At 68.0% G+C, this 16,584-nt stretch carries 12 protein-coding genes and 1 pseudogene; 8 read left to right on the top strand and 5 right to left on the bottom strand.

Going from position 1 to position 16,584, the window contains the following annotated elements; genetic code table 11:
- Window positions 1-18: 18 nt before the first annotated feature.
- Window positions 19-783, bottom strand: a complete 765-nt coding sequence (locus C9424_RS08135; protein ID WP_237563356.1) for a GntR family transcriptional regulator — start codon at window positions 781-783, stop codon at window positions 19-21.
- 107 nt (window positions 784-890) lie between these two features.
- Between C9424_RS08135 and C9424_RS08140 the strand changes: the two genes are divergently transcribed.
- The 5 genes from C9424_RS08140 to C9424_RS08160 all read left to right on the top strand — a co-directional run bounded on the left by C9424_RS08140 (window position 891) and on the right by C9424_RS08160 (window position 7,478).
- A complete protein-coding gene (locus C9424_RS08140; RefSeq protein WP_116766375.1) occupies window positions 891-1,649 on the top strand; it encodes a LamB/YcsF family protein in 759 nt (252 codons plus the stop codon).
- Between the two features lie 140 nt (window positions 1,650-1,789).
- Window positions 1,790-3,127: an MFS transporter gene (locus C9424_RS08145; RefSeq protein ID WP_116766376.1), complete on the top strand. Its 1,338-nt coding sequence runs from the start codon at window positions 1,790-1,792 to the stop codon at window positions 3,125-3,127.
- A 47-nt stretch (window positions 3,128-3,174) separates the two neighbouring features.
- Window positions 3,175-4,914, top strand: coding sequence for a 5-oxoprolinase/urea amidolyase family protein (locus C9424_RS08150; protein ID WP_116766476.1), 1,740 nt, complete (start codon window positions 3,175-3,177; stop codon window positions 4,912-4,914).
- Complete coding sequence (locus C9424_RS08155; RefSeq protein WP_116766377.1) at window positions 4,914-6,671, top strand: acetyl/propionyl/methylcrotonyl-CoA carboxylase subunit alpha; 1,758 nt, start codon at window positions 4,914-4,916, stop codon at window positions 6,669-6,671. Before C9424_RS08150 ends, C9424_RS08155 begins: the two co-directional genes overlap by 1 nt.
- 84 nt (window positions 6,672-6,755) lie before the next feature.
- Window positions 6,756-7,478, top strand: a complete 723-nt coding sequence (locus C9424_RS08160) for an HD domain-containing protein (RefSeq protein WP_116766378.1) — start codon at window positions 6,756-6,758, stop codon at window positions 7,476-7,478.
- A gap of 115 nt (window positions 7,479-7,593) precedes the next feature.
- Here the strand turns inward: C9424_RS08160 and C9424_RS21885 are convergent.
- Window positions 7,594-7,689, bottom strand: a pseudogene (locus C9424_RS21885) (HAD family phosphatase); the annotation flags it as partial.
- A gap of 85 nt (window positions 7,690-7,774) precedes the next feature.
- Window positions 7,775-9,046, bottom strand: coding sequence for a DUF1479 domain-containing protein (locus C9424_RS08170; protein ID WP_116766379.1), 1,272 nt, complete (start codon window positions 9,044-9,046; stop codon window positions 7,775-7,777).
- A gap of 310 nt (window positions 9,047-9,356) precedes the next feature.
- Here C9424_RS08170 and C9424_RS08175 point away from each other — a divergent pair, with 310 nt between their 5' ends.
- Complete coding sequence (locus C9424_RS08175; RefSeq protein WP_116766380.1) at window positions 9,357-10,496, top strand: ROK family protein; 1,140 nt, start codon at window positions 9,357-9,359, stop codon at window positions 10,494-10,496.
- A gap of 86 nt (window positions 10,497-10,582) precedes the next feature.
- On the opposite strand, the gene C9424_RS08180 is transcribed toward C9424_RS08175, so the two are convergent.
- Complete coding sequence (locus C9424_RS08180) at window positions 10,583-12,070, bottom strand: chlorohydrolase family protein (RefSeq protein WP_116766381.1); 1,488 nt, start codon at window positions 12,068-12,070, stop codon at window positions 10,583-10,585.
- A gap of 285 nt (window positions 12,071-12,355) precedes the next feature.
- Here C9424_RS08180 and C9424_RS08185 point away from each other — a divergent pair, with 285 nt between their 5' ends.
- Window positions 12,356-13,726, top strand: coding sequence for a DUF3100 domain-containing protein (locus C9424_RS08185; RefSeq protein ID WP_116766382.1), 1,371 nt, complete (start codon window positions 12,356-12,358; stop codon window positions 13,724-13,726).
- Window positions 13,727-14,065: 339 nt separating this feature from the next.
- Window positions 14,066-15,259, top strand: coding sequence for an MFS transporter (locus C9424_RS08190; protein WP_237563357.1), 1,194 nt, complete (start codon window positions 14,066-14,068; stop codon window positions 15,257-15,259).
- 77 nt (window positions 15,260-15,336) lie between these two features.
- Here C9424_RS08190 and C9424_RS08195 read toward each other — a convergent pair whose 3' ends face one another.
- Window positions 15,337-16,578: an amidohydrolase family protein gene (locus C9424_RS08195; RefSeq protein WP_116766384.1), complete on the bottom strand. Its 1,242-nt coding sequence runs from the start codon at window positions 16,576-16,578 to the stop codon at window positions 15,337-15,339.
- Between the last annotated feature and the right edge of the window lie 6 nt (window positions 16,579-16,584).

The following is a 16,584-nucleotide window of genomic DNA, read 5'->3' on the forward strand; positions in this document are numbered from 1 at the left end:
GCTGTCCTGACCGGCCGCTCAGTCCCCGTGGACGGCGGCCTGGCGCTCTTCGGAACGGTCCAGGTAGGCCAGCAACAGGTCCCCGGCACGGTTCAGGTCGCCGGCTTCCAGGGCCGCGCAAATTTCCTCGTTGTCCGCCAGCCAGCCCCGGTAGAAGTGCGCATCCAGGGTGGCCTTGTGGAAAAAGAGCCGCATCTCGGCCAGGACCTGGGCCATGATCGTGTCCAGCCGCCGGCTGCCGGCCAGGGCCACGATCGCGCCGTGGAAATGCTGGTTGGCGTTGCCCAGGGCCTCTTCGTCGCCGGCGGCGGCCGCGGCTTTGCCCTCTTCCACGGCCGCGCGGACCGCTGCCACGCGCTCGGGGCTGCCGCCGCCGCGGATGGCGCTCACCTCGATGGCGCGGCGCACCGCGTAGACGTCGTGGATGTCCCCGGCCTCCAGGCTGGCCACAAAGACGCCGCGGTTCGGGTGGCGGACCACCAAGCGCTCGGCCGCAAGCTCCGCGAAGGCCTCGCGGACGGTGTTACGGGAGACGCCCAGATCCTCCGCGATGGTCGATTCCGTGAGCCGGGCTCCCGGCAGGAGCAGCCCCTCCGCCAGTTGCAGGCGCAGTTCAGCCGCTACGCGGTCCGCCACGGACGGCACCGCCACGCGCAGCCGTGCCGCCGCACCCAGGGCAGCCCCTGCCGCGGCCTCGCGCTTCTTATCCGCCGCGGCGCCGGCGCCCGCCCCGCTTCGAGGCGTGGCGGGAAGGACTCGGGATCCTGCTTCGGAGCTGGTCATACTCCAGAATTTACACGATCGTCACATCGTTGGATTGAAGAATCGTTGAACAATCCGAACTTTTGGTGCATCCTAGATAGGGGCCCAATCATGAGATGAGGATCACAATGGGAACGATCGACCTGAACAGCGACGTCGGCGAGTCGTACGGGCGGTGGACGCTGGGGGACGATATGGCGATGTTTCGCTCCGTCTCAAGCGCCAACGTGGCGTGCGGATTCCACGCCGGCGACCCCAGCGTGATCCGCCTGACCTGCCGCGAGGCCGTTGCTGCAGGCGTCATGATCGGAGCGCACGTCGGCTACCGCGATCTCGCCGGTTTCGGCCGCCGATTCCTGGACATCGATCCCGGCGAACTGGCGGACGACGTCGTTTACCAGATCGGCGCCCTGCAGGCCCTGGCAGCGGCAGAAGGCGGCAAGGTGGCCTACGTGAAGCCGCACGGCGGACTCTACAACGCGATCGTGGCGCACACCGCGCAGGCGCGCGCCGTCGTCGAGGCCGTGAAATCGGTGGACCCGAACCTGCCGATCCTGGGCCTTCCGGGCTCGGAGGTGCTGCGCCTGGCCGAGGCCGCCGGTCTCCGGGCCGTCACCGAAGCCTTCGCCGACCGGGCCTACAACCCGGACGGCACGCTCGTCTCCCGCACGCTGCCCGGTGCGGTCCTGCACGACCACACGGAGGTCACGGAGCATGTCCTCCGGATGGCCACCGATTCCGCCGTCCGCACGATTGACGGCTCCATCCTGAAGATCCGTGCGGAGAGCATCTGCGTGCACGGAGACTCCCCCGGAGCCGTCACCATGGCCGCGGCCGTCCGCGAGGCGCTCAACGCCGCTGGAATCACCACGGCCGCGTTCGTCTAAGAGTGATCCCGGAAGGCAAGGCCTCCATCCGGGCCGACGCTCGCAGCACCACAGCATCGCAGCATCACAGCGGATCCACCCGGTTCCCCCGACCGCACACCACGCAACAGGCAGCACCCCGCACACCTGGAGGAAAAATCATGACCACACCGCAGCAGGCCACCCCGGCCGCCAGCAAGAGGAAGCTGCCGCCCGGCGCCGTCAAGGCCTACATCGCGAGCCTCACCGGCACGTCGCTGGAATACTACGACTTCGCGATCTACTCGGTGGCGTCGGCACTGATCTTCCCGAAGATCTTCTTTCCCGTGGGCGATGAGCTGGTCGGCCTGCTGCTGTCCTTCTCCACGTTCGCGGTCGGCTACCTCGCCCGCCCCATCGGCGGCGTGATCTTCGGCCGGCTCGGCGACAAGATCGGCCGCAAGCATGTCCTGGTGGTCACCCTCATGCTGATCGGCGTCGCCACCGTGCTCATCGGCGTGTTGCCCGGCTACGCGGCCATCGGCGTCGCTGCCCCGGCGATCCTGGTCCTGTTGCGCCTGGCGCAGGGTATCGGCGTCGGCGGCGAATGGGGCGGGGCCGTCCTGCTCTCCAGCGAATTCGGCAATGCCCGGAAGCGCGGCTTCTGGTCCTCGGCCGCCCAGATCGGCCCGCCCGCCGGCAACCTGATGGCCAACGGCGTCCTGGCCCTCCTCGCGGCAACCCTCAGCACCGAGGCCTTCCTCTCCTGGGGCTGGCGCGTGGCCTTCCTCGCCTCCGCCCTCCTAGTGGTCTTCGGCCTCCTGATCCGGCTCAAGCTCGAGGAAACCCCCGTCTTCAAGGCCATCCAGGCCCACGGCGAGGCACCCAAGGCCCCCATCAAGGAGGTCTTCACCAAAGAACCCCGCGCCCTCGTGGCCGCCGCCCTGTCCCGGATCTGCCCCGACGTGCTCTACTCCCTGTTCACGGTGTTCGTGGCCCTCTACGCCACCAAACAGCTGGGCATGACCACCGGCAACGTCCTCGGCGCCATCCTGATCGGCTCCGCCTTCCAGCTGTTCCTGATCCCCGCCGCCGGTGCACTCACGGACCGCTTCAACCGCCGCCTCGTCTACGGCATCGCGACGGTCGCAACCGCCCTGTACATCCCGCTGTTCTTCCTCATGATCCAGGGCAAGTCCGTGCTCATGCTGACCATCGGCGTCGTGATCGGCCTGGCGCTTCACGCCTTCATGTACGGCCCGCAGGCCGCCTTCATCACCGAGCAGTTCCCCGCCCGCCTGCGCTACGCCGGCAGCTCGCTGGCCTACACCCTTGCCGGTGTGATCGGCGGCGCCGTGGCGCCCCTGATCTTCACCGCCCTCTTCGCCGCGACCGGCAACTGGTACCTGATCGCCGGCTACCTGGCCGTTGCCGCCGTCGTAACCGTGATCGGCCTGGCCATCGGCCGGAACCCGCAGACCCAGGAGGAAGAGCGGCTCCTGCAGACAGCCCACGCCTGAGCGGCGCGGATCCTTTCAGGAAAACGGTGGCGATGATGGAGACAGCAATGGAAACCCTGGCAGTTCAGAACGACGCGGTTCAGCAGGGCACGGTTCACAAGGTCCGCTCCGTGCGGGCGGTGGGAACCCGTGCCGTCCTGGCCGAGCTCTCCGGCACCCAGGACGTCCTTGCCCTGCAAGCACTCCTCCTCGAGACGCCGCTGCCGGGCCAGCAGGACATCCTGGCCGCCGCCGAGACCGTCCTGGTCAAGGCCGATTCCCCGGCCTCGGCCCGGCGGATCGCCGCCCGGCTGCTGCAGCTCGACCTCACCGCCCCCGCGCAGCGCGGCGGCGAGCTGGTGGTCATCGACACCGTGTACGACGGCGAGGACCTCGCCGAAGTCGGCCGGCTCACCGGTCTGGGAGCCGAGGGCGTAATCGCCGCCCATTCCGGCCAGGTCTGGACCGTGGCCTTCGCCGGCTTCGCACCCGGCTTCGGCTACATGGTGGGGGAGAACGGGCAGCTGGAAGTGCCCCGCCGCAGCTCGCCCCGCACCGCTGTCCCCGCCGGCTCCGTGGCGCTGGCCGGCAACTATTCGGCCGTGTACCCGCGCCGCTCCCCGGGCGGCTGGCAGCTGATCGGCCGCACCAACGCCCGGATGTGGGACCTGGACCGGGAGCAGCCCGCCCTGGCCGCCCCCGGCCACCGGGTGCAGTTCCGCCCCGTCCGGGATGCAGTCGCGCTTGCAGCAGAGCCGGACGCTGAGCCAGTCGCGGAGCCGGCCGCCGAGTCCGTCGCCGGGCCGGCCCCGGAGCCCGCCATGGAAATTTCCGGATCCGTGCCGGAACCCGCCGTTATACAGGGCATCACCGCCGGGCTCCGGATCGTGTCGCCGGGCCTGCAGAGCCTCGTCCAGGACCTCGGCCGGCACGGCCACTCGGGCCTCGGCGTCTCCGCCGCCGGCGCGTTGGACCGGGCCTCGCTGCGCCGGGCCAACCGCCTCGTCGGGAACGCGCCGTCGGCCGCCGCCATCGAGACCGTCGCCGGCGGCCTCAAAGTCCAGGCCGCCGGGGATCAGGTCCTCGCGGTTGCGGGGGCGCCGTCGGAACTGAGCATCGAGTCGGCGCCGGACGGCGCCGGGGAGACCTGGCACCGCACCGCGCCGATGGCCACCCCCTTCGCGCTGCTCGACGGCGAAACGCTCAGCCTCGGCGCCCCGCAGAGCGGATTCCGCAGCTACCTCGCTGTCCGCGGCGGAGTGGACGTCTCCCCGGTGCTGGGCAGCCGCTCCACGGACACCATGTCCGGAATCGGCCCCGCACCCCTGACCGCCGGGCAGCTCCTTGCCGCTGGCGGCGAGGCCGAGTCCGGCGTCGTCGGGCACCCCGAGCTGCAGCCGGACTACCCCGGCACCGGGGTGACCGTCCTCGACGTCGTCCCCGGGCCGCGCGCCGACTGGTTCGGCCAGGCCGCCCTGGACTCTTTCACCGGCCAGGACTGGGAGGTGAAGCCGCAGTCCAACCGCGTCGGCATGCGGCTGGACGGGACGCCGCTGCAGCGCACCCGTCAAGGCGAGCTGCCCAGCGAAGGCACCGTGGCGGGCGCCCTCCAGATCCCGCCGGAGGGGCTGCCCGTGCTGTTCCTCGCCGACCACCCGATCACCGGCGGGTACCCGGTGATCGCCGTGGTGGTCGACTCCCAGCTGGACCTCGCCGCGCAGGTCCCCATCGGCGGGAAGATCCGCTTCCGCTGGGCCGAATCCAGCACCCTCGAACACAACACCACCGAAAAAGAAGTGAGTAACTGATGCGCAAGGTCCTGATCGCCAACCGTGGAGAAATCGCGGTCCGCATAGCCCGGGCCTGCGATGACGCGCAGCTGGCGTCCGTCGCCGTGTACGCCGACATCGACGCCGATGCCCTGCACGTCTCCGCCGCGGATGAGGCCTTCAGCCTGAACGGCAACTCGCCCGCGGACACCTACCTGAACATCCCCAAGCTCCTCGCCGTGGCCGTCGAGTCCGGAGCGGACGCCGTCCACCCCGGCTACGGCTTCCTCTCCGAGAACGCCGACTTCGCCCAGGCCGTCCTGGACGCCGGGCTGACCTGGATCGGCCCCAGCCCGGACGCGATCCGGCTGCTCGGCAACAAGATCACGGCCCGCGACGCCGCGGTCCGGGCCGGCGCGCCGCTGGTCGCCGGCAGCGACGGTCCAGTGGACACGGCCGCCGAGGCCCGCGCCTTCGCCGAACAGCACGGCCTCCCGATCGCCATCAAGGCCGCCTTCGGCGGCGGCGGACGCGGCATGAAGGTGGTCCGGGTCCTCGACGAGGTCGAGGAAGCCTTCGACTCCGCCGTCCGTGAGGCGATCGCCGCGTTCGGCCGCGGCGAGTGCTTCGTCGAGCGCTACCTGGACCGCCCCCGCCACGTCGAGGCACAGGTCCTGGCGGACGCGCACGGCCACGTCGTCGTCGTCGGAACCCGCGACTGCTCCCTCCAGCGCCGGCACCAGAAGCTCCTCGAGGAGGCTCCCGCACCGTTCCTCAGCGCGGAGCAGACCACGCTGATCTACGACGCCGCCAAGGCCGTCTGCCGGGAGGCCGGCTACTCCGGCGCCGGCACGGTGGAATTCCTGGTCGCGGCCGACGGAACGGTGGCGTTCCTCGAGGTCAACACGCGCCTTCAGGTGGAGCACCCCATCACCGAGGAAACCACCGGAATCGACCTCGTCCAGGAACAGTTCCGGATCGCCGCGGGGGAGCCGCTGCGCCTGACCGAGGACCCGGCACCGCGCGGCCACGCCTTCGAATTCCGGCTCAACGCCGAGGACGTGGGCCGCGGCTTCCTACCCTCGCCCGGCACCATCGGCGAGTTCGCCGGCCCCACCGGCCCGGGCATCCGGCTGGACACCGGGGTCCGCTCCGGCTCCTTCGTGGCGCCGCAGTTCGACTCGCTGCTCGCAAAGCTGATCGTCACGGGCGCGGACCGCCAGCAGGCCCTGCGCCGCGCCCGCCGCGCCCTCGCCGAGATGCGCATCACCGGCGTCGCCACCGTGCTGCCCTTTCACCGGGCCGTACTCGAGTCCCCGGACTTCACCTCCCAGGACGCGCTGGGCATCCACACCCGCTGGATCGAAACCGACTTCGCGGACAGTGTCTCCATCTCGGCCGATCCCGATTACAACACCACCGCGCCCGACGGCGAACGCCGCACCATCACCGTCGAGGTGGACGGCCGCCGTCTGGCCGTCGGGCTTCCGGCCGACCTCTTGGACGGCTGGGCACGCTCCGGAGGCCTGGCACCTGCCGGCGTGGCGCTAGTGTCCGACGGCGGTACGGCCGCCGCTGCCGACCCGGGGGAACTGCGTGCCGACATGGCCGGCACCGTGGTGAAGTGGCTGGTCGAACCGGGCGCCGAGGTTGCGACCGGGGACCCGGTGGTTGTTCTTGAAGCCATGAAGATGGAAACCCAGGTCTCCGCGCACCGGGACGGGACCGTCACCGACGTCCGCACCGAAGCCGGCGGAGTAGTCACGGCCGGAGCGGTCCTGGCGCTGATCGGCTAGTTCGTTTCTTGGAGTACAGGGGCCGTTTCCGCCCAGCGGAAACGGCCCCTTGCCCTGCGTGCCGCGGGCGGGCACGCTGGCTGGATGACCAAACTGCAGCCAGCTGCCAACATGTCCGGCCTTGACGTCTCGGCGGGGATCGAGGCGCAGCCGGACGGCGTTATCGCCCTGGATCCGGACTTGGCGGCCCTTTGGGAGCTAGCGGCGCCGTTCCTGACGGTGCGCGACAACGACGCCCATACGCTCTACGCGGTGGGGCTGGCCCGCGCGCTGCTGGATGGGCACCCGGAAGCGGATGCCGCCGTCGTCCTTCCCGCGATCATGCTGCACGATATCGGCTGGTCGCAGGTGCCGCCGGCGGAAGTCCTCCAGGCGATCGCGCCCGGAGGCGGGAGACCGGACCTGGTGCTGCTGCACGAAAAGGAGGGTGCCCGGCTCGCCGCCGGGATCCTCGCCGCGGCCGGGTACGACGCCGGGAAAGTGCCGGCCATCCTGGACATCATCGACGGCCACGACTCCCGGCGCGAGGCGCTCTCGATCGAGGACGCGATCGTCAAGGACGCGGACAAGACCTGGCGGCTCAGCCCGCACGGCATCGACACCGTGATGGATTGGTTCGGACTGGACCGCGGCCAGGCCGTGCGCCTGTGCAGCCAGCGCGTCCACGGACACCTGTTCACGGCAGAGGCGCAGGGCATGGCCCGGGCGTTGTCGGCGCTGGAATCGGTGACGCTGTGGCCGCAGCGTCAGGCGCTGCTAACGGCGCAGCGCGGGCCGGAGGAGGCGAAGATCGTCGAGGGCCGGTGACGGTCTCCCGGGTTGACCGGGACGGGCCGTCGGGGACAGGCGCAAGATGTGGGATGACCAGGACTGTCATGCCGGCGACCACGGCGCTGGCCGCCCCGGTGTCCGTGTCCTCGATGGCGAGGCAGTCTCGGGGGCGGATTCCCAAGGATGCCGCGGCCGTGAAGTATGCCTCGGGGTGCGGTTTGCCATGGGTGACGTCATCACCGGCCACGACCTTGAGGAAGGCGTCGGGACCGGCGTCGGCGTCGGCGCGGTGGTCTAGGGACCGGTGCGCCGGCGCCGACCGGGCGGCGCGGCTAAACGCCTAGCCCGAGCGCCCGCCTGCCGATGGGGTTGAGGTCGCTCTCGGGGAACCGGTTATCCCAGTCGGTTTCGTAGTGCTCCTCGGGAAAGTCCCGCGGTGAGCGTCCGGCTTTGAAGTCCTCTGCCACGACGGCGGCGTACCGGGTGTTCTTCTCGCACTGGGGGGCTGCCGGGATGTACATGACGTTGCCCCATCCTTGTTGGTCCTGCACGGGGGCGACGGCGTGGATCACGTCGCAGTGCCACCACACCGAGTCGCCGGCCTGCACATCGGGGATGGACGAGAGCGCGCGCATCAGCAGAGGGTGCCACCGCTCGCTGATCGGCAGGACGCGCCGTGGGCTGACGCCGCACAACTCGTCCTCCGGCACATCATCCAGCAGCGGACGAAGCAGGATGTAGGCCATCGCTTCGGGGATAGGGACCGTCTGCAGCACGCCCTGATCGTTGTTCATGTCGGACAACGCCGTCCAGCCCTGGAAGGTGCGGAAGGCCGAGCACATCGTGGATCCGCCCTCGTACTCGTCGACTTCGGTGCGGTAGGCGGCATCCCAGGGGTCGTACTTCTCCGGTTCGCCGTCGAACACGTGCCGGAACACCCGCTGGTAGGCCGGCAGGAGCCACCGTTCCAGGGCGCCGGAGTCGGTGTGCGGGCCCAGGCCGCTTGAGTCGGCGCCCGGCGGGCGGCGGCGAATCCGGTCCGGGTACATCGAGTCCTGGTCAGGGTTGAACCAGGACCGCCCCTCCGATTCGAAAGTCCAGCGGCGGTTCAGGAATGACTGCACGGCCGCCATCCGCGGGTCCTGCCGCGCCTCCATCTGGGGGCGGGACCAATAGATCGGGTAGATCTCCGGGCGGGAGGCGGACAGGGTGCCGAAGAAGTCGTCGCCCGGGCCGCGGTACTTGGCATCGAAGTCATTGCTCTCCACGTAGTCCACGAGCTGCCGGTCCCATCCCAGCGCGGTCTCGCGCGGGAAGTGACCGCGCACGACGGCGCAGCCGCGCCGCTTCAGCGCGGCCAGCTGGGCCTCGCTGACCTGACCGGATTCGATGTCCCTAAAGTTGATAACCGGCCAGACCTCCTCGCCGCGGGCCCGGATGGCCTCGATTTCCTCGACCTGTACCCGGATGCGGTCCTCGAGCCGGCGGAAGACTCCTTCGACATCGCCGATCCGGTGGCGCAGTTCGCGTTTGAGGGCGCGGATCTGGCCCGGGACATCGGCGGGGACCTGAGGGGCTTGGTGGACTGTGTCCTGTTCGCTCATTTTCATCGTTCCTTCTGTCGTCATTCCTAGACTGCGGTTTCTTGCATCGGGCACTTCGATGTAAGGGGGAAGCCTGCCGTCCGAGGGCATTTTCCGTGACACATCCCTGGGAGCTCGTGATCCCGGACTTCGCGAAGGCCTAGCTCGCGGCGGCGGTCACCGGTGCCGGGAAGATCAGCCGGGATCTGAGGGGTAGCGATCGTCGGGTCCACAGCGATTCCTCCTATAGTAAAGAATCCTAACTAATTCCTTTTTCCAGTGTAGGGCACTCCGTTACGATGGGGAAGACCCCTATCGGAGGACCCCTGCCTTGACCCGTTCCCCGCACTCCCTGGCCCCGGCTGCATCGACGCCGCAGGCATTGGCCACGGTCACTGACCGGCGATTCTTCGAACATCTCCGCCGCAACGGGCCCAGCTCCCGGGCGGCCATCGCAGCGGCCGCCGGATTGTCCAAGCCCACCGCCTCCGAGGCGGCCACCCGGCTGACGGAAGCCGGCCTGATAAGTGAGACGGGCCAGTCGGCCGGGCCGCGCGGCCGCACCGCGGCGATCTACGACATCGCCCCCGGCTACGGACATACTCTCGCCGTCGCGGTGACCACCGGCCGCGCCCAGCTCCGCGCCACTGATCTGCGCGGCAGCGTCGTGGGTGACTACCAGGTCTCGTCGGGAACGCCGCAGACCCGGGATCAGCTCGAGTCCGCCCTCTCCGGCCTGTTCGCCGAGTACCGGCGCGATGTCTCAACACCGTGCCTGGCCGCCGGCATCTCCCAGGCCAACCCCGTCGAGGCCGCCGGACAGGCCGTGCTGAGCCTGCCGAACGCGCCCTTCCCCGAAGGGCAGTGGAACCTGAGCGAACGGTTTCTCGGAGACTGCCGGGGGCCGGTCCGGGTTGACAATGACGTCAACTGGGCGGCCCTGGCGGAGCGCGAGTCCGGGGCGATGCGCGGCGTCGAGGACTTCCTGATGGTCTATGTCGGTGCCGGCATCGGTGCGTCCCTCGTCATGGGCGGCGAGGTGCGCCGCGGCTCACACGGCATCGCGGGAGAGATCGCCTATCTGCGGCAGAATGGACGGTCGCTGATGGAGCGTCTGCTCGATCTCGGGATCACCACGGCCGGCGGGCTTTCCCTGGACATGGACCGTTACCGCGGCCTCTTTACGGAACAGCCGGACTCCCCGGCGGCCGACGACTTCCTCGAACTGCTGGGCGAAGCCATCGGCAACACGGCCACCCTAAGCGACCCCGCGGCCGTCGTGCTGAGCGGGCCGCTGGTGGACTGCCCGGCGTTTGTGGACCGTTTGCGCGTCATCCTGATGCCGCACCTGCTGGATTCCTCAACACTGGTGACCGTCAGCGATCTCGGCACAGAAGGGCCCCTGGCCGGGGCCTCGTTGCACGCCCGTGACGCGGCCGTGGAAGGAATCTGGGCCGAATACCGCCGGTGATCCGCCGGTCCGAATCGCGGCACGGTGCCCCGTCCCGGATGGCTGACAGATGAACGGATACCGGCGTTGAGTTCACGCGAAATAGACTATTGGTCGATGACCAGCTGGATCTGCCTCGCTTCAGGAAAAGTAGGAGGAAACAGCTGCTCGGGCGTTCGGCGTTCACTGTCGCGCTCCGAGTACGCTTCCTTCATCTTCTCGAAAAGCCGTTGAGCCTCCGCCTTCAGGACCGGGACATCGACGCCCGGGATTACGCCGTCGCGCATGATCAGGCGCCCTGCGACGACGGAATGAGTGGCCTGCCGGGCTGTTCCATTGAGCAGGAGGGTACGAACCGGGTCGTCCAGAACTCCGTCCCTGATGTCGTCAAGGGAGAACGCAACGAGGTCGGCCTGGGCTCCCACTTCCAGCCTCCCCAGGTCCGGGCGGTCCAGAGCGCGGGCGCCGCCAAGGGTCGCCGCTTCAAAGTAGTGTTCCGCGGGAGCTGCGTCCGGTCTGTGGTCAAGAAGCTTGGCGAGGTGCACGCCCGTATCCATGCCCCGGATGAGGTCCGGCGGGAAGGAGTCCGTCCCAAGGCACAGGTTAACGCCGGCCTCCCGGAAGGCGGCGAACGAGTCGAGGGCCATGCCGTATCTGAAGGACGTGAGCGGACAATGGATGATGGAGATGTTGGCCTCCGCCAGAGTCTGAAGATCACCCAGGTCGGTGCCATCCACGAGCGGATTGCGGTCCACGAAGATCCCGTGCGGGATGACGAGACGCTCAGCGAGCAGTCCTGTCTGCTCCAGGAGCTGGAGGGGAGTCAGCCCGTGCCAGCGCTGCAGCAGCTCCCGCTCGAGAGCTCCCTGAAGGCAGTGCAACCGCACCAGAGCGTGCCGTTCGCGAGCGATTTCAGCCGTTGAGCGCAGAAGGTCCGCGGTCAGCGTTTCAATCCTGCACGGCAACAGAACACCGTTGACCAGGGGATCGGCCAGATCCTCCGCGTAGTCCAGGAACCGGACGGCATCGGCAAGCCCGGCACGCCCCTGCTCCTCATCGAATGCGACGTCGCGTTGCCCACTGGCCCTGACGACATTCACGCCGGAACGATACGCGGGCCCAAGGTATCCCCGCAGTCCGATCTGACGGGACGTTTCGGCCATGCCGGCAAGCTCGTCAAAGCTCTCTGCCCAGGCGGAATGGATTTCCGATGCTATGGGCATGTACGTCGTGACGCCGTGCAGGGCCAGCTGCACCAGAGCATATTTCCGGATGGTCTGGCGTTCCTGCGCTGTAAAGACGTCCGCGCGGCGGTTGTGGAAGTAATCTTCGGACCATTGCAGGCCGTTGGCCCGGTCCGTGGAAGCCCACGAATCGATCAGCAGGTGATCGATGTCGGTGAGGGCATCGAGATCGATCAGGCCCGGGGTGATGAGGGACCGGCCAAGTTCGAATGACTGGTCCGTCGGACCCTCGTAGTTCGGTCCGACATAGATGATGCGAGTGTCCTCAAAGACGACGTCGCCGTCGCGGATGAGTACGTGCTGACCGGCTTCATGCCCGAGCACGAATTCCGCGCTGAATTTGGTGCGCAAACCAACCTCCGATTCGATGATGGGGCGCGGTTCCTTAGGCGGAACGCGCAGATCCAACCCTAGCGAATTTGGTATACCGAAACTAGGGCGTGAAGAGAACTGCTGGACGCCGGCTTCCAAAGAATCACCAAAAATAGGGCTTTGTAAGTGATTTACATCTCGCCCACCCTGACCTATTCTATTTTGGTATACAAACCGGTTTGTGAGCTTGACACGACACGTTCCCCTGACCCAGCAACCGCCTAGTACGGGTGGCAGGTCTTTCCCCAAAGGACAGTTACTCCCATGGCCTCAGAAGCCCAGCTCATCAATCAACCCTCCGCTGCGGCCCCGGATCAACAGATCACGCGCCGGCACTGGTGGACGGTCGTAGCCGTGTCATTGCTTGTCTCGGTGGCGGCCGTCCTGATTGGCACCTACAAGTTCCAGCTGGGACCCGCACCCGTGGTCCTCTTCCCCATCATCTGGGCCGTGGTCCTCGGCGGAATCCTCGGGACCCAGCGAATCCGCCGCGTCTCCGGGGCGAGCCGGGCCGTTGCCACGCTGCTCCTGGAGATTGGGATCATTCTCTTCCTCGCCCGGCTCGGCACGCAGATCGGACCCTCGCTCGCCAAAGTCACTGAGACCGGTCCCGCCATCCTCCTGCAGGAAGTAGGGCACATCTTCGGCACCGTCATCCTTGCGCTGCCGATCGCCGTGGCGATGGGGCTGGGCCGGGTAGCGGTCGGGGCCACGTGGTCAATCGACCGCGAGTCGTTCCTCGCCTTCGCCATACAGCGCTTCGGGGTCCGCTCCGGAGAATACAGGGGCGTCTTCTCTGTATGGTTGCTCGGCAGTCTCTTTGGCGCCGTATTCATTTCCCTGCTCGCTGGATTCCTCGGCGGACTGAACATCTTCGATCCCCGCGCACTGGCCCTGGGCCTTGGACTCGGCTCGGCGTCGATGATGCTTGGGGGTGTCGGGGCGCTGTCCCTGCTCTACCCGGATCAGGCCGGCGAAATCATGGCGCTGGCCGCGTTGTCCAACCTCGTCACGAACATCGTTGGCTTCTATGCGGGGGTCTTCCTGTCCCTGCCGCTGTGCCGGCGGCTCTACACCTTCTGGAGCCGGCTCTTCGGAAAGGACGACGACGGCAGGTCCACCCGCGGGGCACGCAGCAAGCCGGAGCTGCCTGGCGCAACGCAGCCTGCCCCGGTCGCAGTGGAGGTGGATCCCACGCTCAAGGTGACGCCGCGGATCACCATTCTCGCCTTTGCCATCGCCGGCGCCTCGGCCCTGGTCATGAACGTCGTCGGGACAAAGAACTTCGCCTGGAATGACGCGGCGGGCGTGATCGTCCTGCTTCTGCTGACGGGCCTGTCATTCCGTCTGGCCCGGTTGCTGCCGTCGGTGCCGTCAAGCGTGTGGGTGCTGACCATCACAACGGTGCTTTCGGCGCCGTTCCTGCCCACTGCGGGGCTCATCGCCGGGCTGACCCAACATCTGGACGTGATTCTCATCGGGCTGCCTGCGCTGACGTTGATCGGGCTCACCGTCGGGCGGGACATCAAAGCGCTGAAGTCCCTGAGCTGGAAGATCATCGTGGTCGCCCTCGTGACGTACAGTGCATCCTTCATTGCGGCGGCCGCCTTGGGACAGATGGCCCTCGGGCGGTAACGAATCCGGCGCGGAACCTCCGGAAAACACGAAACAGGGAGGCGTGGAAGGGGCGACGGCGGAAACCGCCGTCGCCCCTGGCGCGCCTTCCGCAGGGACTCGATGGTATTCCAAAAGGCCTTTTCGGGCGCAGACAGTGCCACCAGAAGCCGCATCCCGGCGAGCGAACCTCAATCCCAAGGTATTCTTGGTATACCAAATACTTGTCAGGAGACGACTGTGGAAGAAATCCCCCAAGCGCCCTGGGAGCGGCCCCGAATACCTGCGGCTTCAAAGATCGCATGGACCCTCATCGCCTTGAGTCTCGTTTCCATAAACCTTCGGCCTGCGATTACGACCGTGGCCGGATCCATGGGCCAGCTGGAACAGGGGCTCGGGATAGATGCCCGGACGATTCCCCTCCTCGCGGCGCTTCCGGTGCTTGCCTTCGGGATTTCCGCCCCGTGCGGACCATGGCTCGCCCGGCGTCTGGGTGCAGGGAGGGCCGTCGCTCTTGCGATGCTGATGCTGGCCGTGGCACTGACCGCCCGCGTGCTGCTGCCAGCCCTTATGCTCCCCGGGACCTTCCTTGCGGGGATGGCCATCATGACGGCAAGTGTGCTGTTGCCCCAGATCGTCAAGGCCAACAGGGGCACGGGCTGGTGGACGGGGCTGTGCAGCATGGGCTTCGGTCTCGGAGCGGCACTGGGAGCAGGGCTGATCCAGCCGCTGCAGCACATAGTGGGCGGAAGCCTGCAGGGGGCTCTGGCCATGTGGGCTATTCCTGCTGTGCTGGGGGCCGTACTGATCCTCCGGCACGGCGGCAGGCGGACAGGACCCGTGGATCCGGGGTCCTCCGTTCACGCTTCCCGTGCCGTCATCCCCGACAGCTCGACTGCTGACGCGAAGGCGCGGCCCCACGCCGCACGCGCACTGCGGCAGCAGACAACTGCCTGGGCGGTGACAGCATTCTTTGGCCTCCAGGCGATGCTGTATTTCGCTGTAACTTCATGGCTGACGGTCTTCCTCGTGTCGAAGGGCATCACCGCCGGCGACGCTGCGGCGCTCCTTGCCTGGTTTAGCGTGGCCGGCCTTCCCGCCAGCCTGCTGGCACCCGTGCTGGCCAGCCGGCCGGCGGTTCTCAAGATCATGGCGCCCGGCTTGGGGGTGCTCGTGGCGGCCGCGTTGCTCGGAGTGCTGGCGGGTCCGGCTGAGCTGCAGTTCCTGCTGGTGGGTGTCTTGGGGGTTGTCCAGAGCGCGGGATTCGGGCTTGCCATTGCGCTCGTGGTGCTCCGATCGACGGGGCCCCAAACCGCCGGGAAACTTTCGGCGATGAGCCAGGGCCTGGGTTTCGCCCTCGCCTCCCTGGGGCCCGTGGGGGCCGCCCTGCTTCATGATGTGACCGGTGGCTGGGACGCTGCGTTCTGGGCTTTGGCAGGAGTGGCCACGCTGTTGGCCCTGGCGGGGTACTTCGCGGTGAATGGACGCATCGTGTCCGTTGAGGAAGGAACTGTGTCCGCCGGACAGGCCCGGCCGGCCGGCGTCGGAAGCTAAAGCCAGATAAAAGACAGAAAAGGACTGAAAAAGCGGCAGGTCCCTCAGGAGAGGGACCTGCCGCTTTGTTGCAGGGGCTAAGGAAGTAGCTGCAGCTGGTCCGCCACGACGCGTCCGCGGTGAATCACGGTGCGGTCGGTGCCCCGGTCCATGACCGCGGAGGCCACCGTTTCGCCGTCGACCAGCAGCAGCTCGGCGGGATCGCCGGCCTCGAGGCCCGGCCGGTGGGCCGTGCCTTTCAGCCGTGTGGCGGCCGGATCCAGCACGCTGGCGCCGCCCACAGTGGCGATCGCCAGGCAGTGCTCGATCAGCTCATCCCTCCGGAAACCGTGGGTGAAGGCGAGCTGCCAGGTGCGGTCCAGCATGTCGGTGTTGCCGTAGGGGGACCAGTAGTCGCGCTGGCCGTCTTCGCCGAGACCCACACGGACTCCGGCCTCGGCCAGCAGCGGGAGCGGGAGCTGGCCGGCTACCGCCGGAGCCACGGAGGCCATCGAAACGTCCAGTTCCGCGAACTCCTCGATCAGCCGGTGGGTGGTGGCCTCGGAGACGCTGCCCAGCTGGTAGGCGTGGGACATGGTGACCTTGCCCTGCATTCCCAGGGCGCGGGTCCGTTCCAGCACCAGGTCCGTGCTGAAGACGCCGAGTTCGCCGGGCTCGTGGAGGTGGATGTCGATCGGGACCTGATATTTCTCCGCGAGGCCGAATACGATGTCCAGATGCCGGGCGGGGTCACGGTCCAGGCTGCAAGGATCTATGCCGCCCATGACATTTGCCCCGGCCTTGAGTGCTGCCTCCATCAGCGGCACGGTGCCGTCCTCGAGCAGGAGGCCGGCCTGGGGGAATGCGATGATGTCGACATCCGCCTGGTCCTTGAACTGTTCCTTGGCGGCCACAACGGCCTCGAACCGTTCCAGCCGGCAGTCCACATCGACCTGGGCGTAGGAACGGATGCGGGTGGTGCCGCGCGCGATCATTCGGCCGAGTGTGTTGTTGACCCGGTCCTGCAGCGGGACCTCGGCGAGGCGCCAGTTCTCCCGGTCGTTCATCATCATGGTCCAGACGCCGGGACCGCCGGTGTGCTCGCGGAACGGCAGTCCGATGCGGGTCGAGTCCAGATGTACGTGGACATCCGAGAAGGACGGGAGCAGCAACCGGCCGCGGCCCTCCACGACCGTGACAGCCTCGCCCGGGGTGCCGGTCGAGTCCGAGGGCGTTCGAGCCGGGTTATGTGGTTCAATGCCGGCGATCTTGCCGTCCTTGAGCAGGACGTCGCTCAGCGACTGTCCCCAGGGACGGACGGCGCGGATCAGGGTAGTCAATGTATT

Origin of the sequence: Arthrobacter sp. H-02-3 (genome assembly GCF_003097355.1) — a bacterium.
In the GTDB taxonomy this organism is placed as follows: domain Bacteria; phylum Actinomycetota; class Actinomycetes; order Actinomycetales; family Micrococcaceae; genus Arthrobacter; species Arthrobacter humicola.

Bases quoted from the DNA above. Each gene is read 5' to 3' on its own strand.
- C9424_RS08135 (WP_237563356.1), bottom strand. From the start codon at position 783: ATGACCAGCTCCGAAGCAGGATCCCGAGTCCTTCCCGCCACGCCTCGA.
- C9424_RS08140 (WP_116766375.1), top strand. From the start codon at position 891: ATGGGAACGATCGACCTGAACAGCGACGTCGGCGAGTCGTACGGGCGG.
- C9424_RS08145 (WP_116766376.1), top strand. From the start codon at position 1,790: ATGACCACACCGCAGCAGGCCACCCCGGCCGCCAGCAAGAGGAAGCTG.
- C9424_RS08150 (WP_116766476.1), top strand. From the start codon at position 3,175: ATGGAAACCCTGGCAGTTCAGAACGACGCGGTTCAGCAGGGCACGGTT.
- C9424_RS08155 (WP_116766377.1), top strand. From the start codon at position 4,914: ATGCGCAAGGTCCTGATCGCCAACCGTGGAGAAATCGCGGTCCGCATA.
- C9424_RS08160 (WP_116766378.1), top strand. From the start codon at position 6,756: ATGACCAAACTGCAGCCAGCTGCCAACATGTCCGGCCTTGACGTCTCG.
- C9424_RS08170 (WP_116766379.1), bottom strand. From the start codon at position 9,046: ATGAGCGAACAGGACACAGTCCACCAAGCCCCTCAGGTCCCCGCCGAT.
- C9424_RS08185 (WP_116766382.1), top strand. From the start codon at position 12,356: ATGGCCTCAGAAGCCCAGCTCATCAATCAACCCTCCGCTGCGGCCCCG.